6 protein-coding genes are annotated in these 5509 nt (G+C 69.8%); 1 reads left to right on the top strand and 5 read right to left on the bottom strand.

Annotated features, from left to right (window positions below):
• Positions 1-300: 300 nt before the first annotated feature.
• From J0670_RS28575 to J0670_RS28560, 4 genes are all read right to left on the bottom strand, one after another.
• Entirely contained in the window at positions 301-1170 is an 870-nt protein-coding gene (locus J0670_RS28575; protein ID WP_207814580.1) for a hypothetical protein, read from the bottom strand.
• Between the two features lie 484 nt (positions 1171-1654).
• Positions 1655-2125, bottom strand: coding sequence for an NUDIX domain-containing protein (locus J0670_RS28570; RefSeq protein ID WP_207814579.1), 471 nt, complete (start codon positions 2123-2125; stop codon positions 1655-1657).
• A 302-nt stretch (positions 2126-2427) separates the two neighbouring features.
• The gene (locus tag J0670_RS28565; protein WP_207814578.1) at positions 2428-3534 is read right to left on the bottom strand and encodes a serine hydrolase; all 1107 of its coding nucleotides are present in this window, start codon (positions 3532-3534) and stop codon (positions 2428-2430) included.
• Between the two features lie 30 nt (positions 3535-3564).
• Positions 3565-4230: a DUF4097 family beta strand repeat-containing protein gene (locus tag J0670_RS28560; protein WP_207814577.1), complete on the bottom strand. Its 666-nt coding sequence runs from the start codon at positions 4228-4230 to the stop codon at positions 3565-3567.
• Positions 4231-4473: 243 nt separating this feature from the next.
• Here J0670_RS28560 and J0670_RS28555 point away from each other — a divergent pair, with 243 nt between their 5' ends.
• Positions 4474-5199 (top strand): helix-turn-helix domain-containing protein, encoded by a 726-nt coding sequence (locus J0670_RS28555; RefSeq protein ID WP_207814576.1) that lies wholly within the window; start codon positions 4474-4476, stop codon positions 5197-5199.
• A 7-nt stretch (positions 5200-5206) separates the two neighbouring features.
• Here J0670_RS28555 and J0670_RS28550 read toward each other — a convergent pair.
• On the bottom strand, positions 5207-5509 hold a 303-nt coding region (locus J0670_RS28550), incomplete at its 5' end, for an AAC(3) family N-acetyltransferase (protein WP_207814575.1).

Here is a 5509-nt window from a genome sequence, read left to right as displayed (position 1 = left end):
GGAACTCCTGGGCCGGGTCCGAGTCCGCGTCGCCGGTGGTCAGGCCGGCGGTGAGGGTCCTGGTGCGGTCGAAGGAGCTGATCATCAGCGCCCCCGTAGCCGCCGGGGCGGGAGGTCGCCTCCGACGGTGAGCTGGTCTACATCCGCGAGTCCGACGACCCCGCCACCATCGTCACCACCACCCGCACCAAGCTCAACGCCTGGATCCAAGGCGCCAAGGCCGGCGAATTCGACCACTTCACCGCGAGCTGACCCTCATCCCCTGTGCCCCGTCGCCTCCCGCCGGGGGCACAGGGGCGGCTATCCGGCGTTCCCCAGCTCCTCACGGATGCGGTCCAACTGCTCGACGGTCAGCGGATGATCCGCCAGGATCAGGGTCCACTGCCAGTGCGTGTCACGCCAACGATGCAGATGATGACCAGGGTTGAGGGCCCAGCCCGACAGGTACGGCTGATCCGCCAGCGGCTGGCGAACCAATTGGGCCGCACCCGGCGCGCCTGACGCCGGCCGGGTATCGAGGTCCAGGACCAGGAAGCCGGTGTCGGGATCGCCGTCGATCGGCGACAGTCGACCGAGCGGGCCCGGCCAGGACGCGGGTACCGGGAGCGGCCGAGTGCGGTAGTACTCGCTGATGCGCTCCCAACGGTCCGGTCGGTCCGGACCGCACTCAGGCTCGACGAACTGTTCCTCCGGCAACGACTCGGGGAATTCGAGGTCGGCGAGCTCCTCAACGTAGGCCGTACCCGGAGCACTCGCCCGCAGGACAATGCCCGTCTCCCTGTCGATGACCAGATGCAGCTGCCGATCCCCGGGCCCGACACCCTCTGTCAGCACGGCTTCCCGCCCTTCGCACCGGCCCCGCCGGCCCGCCATCACGTCTTCCGGCAGGCCGGGCATGACCAGCCGTGCGGGGTCAGGATCGAAGTTCCACGGCCAGCCGGTGCCGGGGAACGAGAGACCTGGTGACACCCATGGAGCACGGTTGCCGTCGCGGACGACGATGCGACCACCGAGATCGAGCCGCCACAACGAGGGCGCCCGGAAAGCGAACCCGGTCGCGGTCTCGACGTGTTCAGCTGGTGGATGACCGGCACCGCTGCCCACCCGGGGCCGCACCGCCCGATAGCGGCCGGTCAGGGCTCTCGGCGTCGACTGGGACGCGGAATCCATCAAGTGCCTCACTTGCGTTCGCCCTGGTCAGTCGCCCCGGCCCGTGGTCGGACAGAGCCTGCTGTCGCCTGCGGTCACGCACACGTCCCACCCTCGGAACTTCTCGCCTTCCTTGCCGTCATCTCCGATCGCGTACGAGCCGTCCGAGAACCGGATCTTGAGATTCACCATGGGGAACTTGGCGACGCCAACCGTCCTGCCGAATCCCCGCCAGTGGCAGCAAGTGCTCCGACCATTTCAGGTAGCGCGTCATTGCTCCTCGACCTCCACGAACACGATGAACACACAGAGTATTGGCATCCATACCTTGTGTTCCCAGACCTCGTCCCGCGCGCCCCACGTGTCACTGTGCGCAGGAAGTCGGCCAGGCCGACTTCCTGCGCAGCACCACACCAATCGGCCCGCGTCCCCAGGCCCCCTGAGGACGCGGGCCTACTTCCCCCACACACACCAGGGCCGGGCGTCTTTTTGTCGTTGTGGCTCTCTACCCCAGGTACGGAGTTGCCCTGTGCTCCAGGAAGTGCTGAAGCCGGAGCCGCTGGGTGGGGTGCATCGCCAGGCCTCCGATGTCGCCCGGGGCTACGAATTTGAGATCGGTGGACTCGTCCGAGATCCGGAGTTCCCCGCCCGTGATGCGCGCGGTGAAGCAAACGTTGAACTGCTGCCGGACCTCTCCGTCCGAGTAGGCGATCACGTGTCGGGGGTCGGTGTACGTGCCGACCAGCCCGGTGATCTCGACGTCAAGGCCGGTCTCCTCGCGTACCTCCCGAACGGCCGCGCCCGGAAGTGACTCACCGAGATCCATCGTCCCTCCCGGCAGCGCGTACAGGCCGTTGTCGGTGCGCCGTTGGAGCAGGATGCGCCCTTCGTCATCGGTGACCACGGCGGATGCTGCCACTGCCAGCCGGTTCGGCTTGGGCGCGTTGGGGTCATCGTAGAACTCGGTCCGTGCCACGTGATCAGCTCTCCTCGACCGGTAGGGCGGCGTTCCACGCTGCGTCGAAGCTCGCAGCATAGGTGTCGAACTGCGTCCCCGCCCGGTTGGGCATGACCGTGACCGTCGCCGGTGAGCACCGCCCGTGGCTGGATGACCCCGGTAACCCCCTGTTCTGAACCCATGACCGGCTCGCCCCATCTGGGGTAATCGCGCTTTGTGCACAGGAAGTCGGATCGGCCGACTTCCTGCGCACAAAGACCTGGAGCATCGTCGCCGCTTCGGCGGGGCCGAAGCGGCGACGGGGAGCCGCGCGGAGGGAGCTATGCGGGGTGGGGGGTGCGGAAGACCGTGGTGATGAGCCGGTCGAGGGCCTTGGGGAACTCCTGGGCCGGGTCCGACTCGGCGTCGCCGGTGGTGAGCCCTGCGGTGAGGGTCCTGCTGCCGTCGAAGGAGCTGATCATCAGCGCCCCGTAGCCACCGGGGGCGCCGCCGTTGTGGTGAACGATGGTGCCGCCCTCGGGGCCGAGGTCCTGGACGAACAGGCCGAGGCCGTAGCCGAGCATCCCGTGGGGCTTGCGCATCTCGTCCAGCAGTGGGGCGGGCAGGAGTTCGCCGCCGAGCAGCGCGCGGAAGAAGGTCTGGAGGTCCCGGGTGGTCGAGATCATGTCCCCCGCACCGACCAGCAGGGAGAGGTTCTGGCGGCTGACGTCGACGACCTTCCACTCGCCGCCGGCGTCCTGGTAGCGGTAGTAGCCGCGGGCGTGCGGGCCGGGGATGTCCGGCGAGTCGCCCGGCACCACGGTGCCGTGCAGGCCGAGCGGTCGCAGGATGCGCCGCCGCATCTCCTCGGCGTACGGCCGCCCGGTGAGCTTCTCCACCAGCAGGACGGCCAGCGTGTAGTTGGTGTTGGAGTAGCTCTGGTCGGCCCCGGGCTCGAACCGGGCCGGCTCGGACAGCGCGAACCGTACGAGTTCCTCGGGCCGGTAGCTGCGGAACCGGTTGTCCACCCACGCCTCGCCCACCGAGGGGAGCCCGGGCACGAACGTCCCGTCAGGGCCCGGCTCGCCGGTGCAGTTGTACACGCCGCTGGTGTGCTGCAACAGCATCCGTACGGTGATGCGCCCGTCCAGTCCGAACTCGGGCAGGTGGTCGGCCACCGGGGTGTGCAGCGTGATCACGCCCTCGGCCACCAGGTGCAGCACCAGGGTGGCGACGAAGGTCTTGGTGGTACTGCCGATCCAGAACTGCCCGTCCGTCGACGGCGCGGCGCTGCCGCCCAGCTCGTGCACTCCGGCGCTGCCGACCCACTCGCCTCGCTCGTCGCGCACCCGCAGCTGCACCCCGGCGAAGCCGGCGTCGACGAACTCCTGGGCGGCCTTCCGCAGTTCGGGGCGGTCCTGGGCCGCGTTGTGCTGGACGGTGCTCATGGTCTTCCCTTCGGTCGTCGTCGAGGTTTCTCAGAGGCTGCGGGCGGTGATGTCGCCGTGGGCGGTGGTCGCGTGGATGGCGAGCTCGGTCTCGCCGGTGTTCCGGAGCGCGTTGTGGATGCGGCCGTAGCTGGTGCCGGCGTCCATGGCGGCGGAGACGCCGCGGGCGGCGTCGACCTCGATCCGGCCCATCTCGGTGCGCAGGGTGACCGTGCCGCGCACGGCCTCGGTGATGCGGATGTCACCCTTCTGGGTGGTGATCTCGGCGGGGCCGCCGAGGCGGCCGACCGTGATGTCGCCGACCTGGAGGGCGAGCCGGGCGCCGGCGGTCTCGTCGAGCTTGACGGCGCCCTGCGCGGCCTCGTAGCTGACGTAGCCGAGGCGTCCGACGCCCCGGAGTTCGGCCATGGCCGCCTTCGCCTCGACCCGGGAGCCGGCCGGCAGCTGGACGGTCACCTCGACGGATCCCGAGCTGCCGAGGACCCGGTTCTTCGGCTCCGGCGTCTCGATCCGCAGGAGACCGTCGGCGTAGGTGACCTCGATCCGCTCGGCCGCCTTCACGTCACGGCTCTTCGTGGCGTCGGCGGGCAGGACCTCGACCGTGGTGTCGGCCCGGTCGGCGGCGATGAACCGGATGCGCCCGGCGGGGATGTCCAGGACGGCGGTGACGGGGGCGGTGGTGTCGAACTTCTGCATCGCGGTCTCCCTCTTCGGCGGCGCGGGCCCCTCGGCCCGCTGCTTTCTGACAACGGAAACGCTACGTTGCGTTCACTGCTCAGGCAACAAGCATGTTGCGCGCAATCTCCATCAACACAAGTCAGAGGCAAGAAATCATTGCAACGGCCTCGAACGTAACGCAACGAACCCCGCCAAGTTCGTTGCAATGAACTGGACGTTAACGCTATGCTGGAGCCGCCGCACGCCACGAAGGAGACCGCGATGCCGGGAGGCAGACTCACCCAGCAGGAACGCCAGCAGATCGCGCTGGGGCTGGCCGACGGCCTCGCCTACGCGGAGATCGCCAGGCGCCTCGACCGCCCGACCTCCACCGTCACGCGCGAGGTCATGCGCAACGGCGGCCCCACCGCCTACCGCGCCGACCTCGCCCAGCGCGCCACCTCACACCGCGCCCAGCGCCGCCGGCAGGCCGAGCCCGGGGGGCCGACCGCCTCCCCGCAGACCCATGGGCGCGACGCCGAGGCGGTGCGCGCGTACGAGGAGGTGTTCACCACCGTCCTCATGCAGTCGGGAACGCCCAAGATGATGGCCCGGGTGCTGTCCTGCCTCTTCACCACCGACGCGGGCAGCCTCACCGCCGCCGAGCTCGCCCAGCGCCTTCAGGTCAGCCCGGCGTCCGTCTCCAAGGCGGTCGCCTACCTGGAGAGCCAGGGCCTCGTCCGCCGGGAGCGCGACGAACGCCGCCGCGAGCGCTACGTCGTCGACGACGACGTCTGGTACCAGTCGATGATGGCCAGCGCCCACGGCACCGCCCAACTCGCCGTCATCGCACGGCAGGGCGTCGGCGTCCTCGTTCCCGACACCCCGGCCGCCGCCCGCATGGAGAACGTCGCCCGCTTCCTCGACTTCGTCTCCGAGGCCATCACCCGCGCCGCCGACCAGGCCCGCGAGGTCCTCCACACCAAGCCCGAACACACGGGCAGCTGACTCGAAATCAGGTTCGGGCCCGGCGGAGGAAGTACTCGGCGAGATCCACCGCCTCCCGGACGGGGATGAGGTGGCACTCGGCGGTGCCTATGCGCGCGGAGGTGACGCCGGTGGCGGCGCGCAGGACCTGGACCCCGAGGTCGGCGAAGTGGAGGTCGTCGAGGTAGGGGGCCTTGAAGGAGAGCCAGCCCTCCGGCCCCCGGCACCGGAACTCGCTGATGCGGACGTCGGGCATCCGCAGGTCCGCGAGGTGGAAGGCGGTGAACCTCGCCATCGGGGCCCCGAGCATCAGCACCCGGGCGTCCAGGTC

It is taken from the genome of Streptomyces sp. FH025, assembly GCF_017427025.1.
Taxonomy (GTDB): domain Bacteria; phylum Actinomycetota; class Actinomycetes; order Streptomycetales; family Streptomycetaceae; genus Kitasatospora.
Note: the sequence above shows the minus strand (reverse complement) of the source record. Positions and strands in the feature narration are given on the sequence as shown.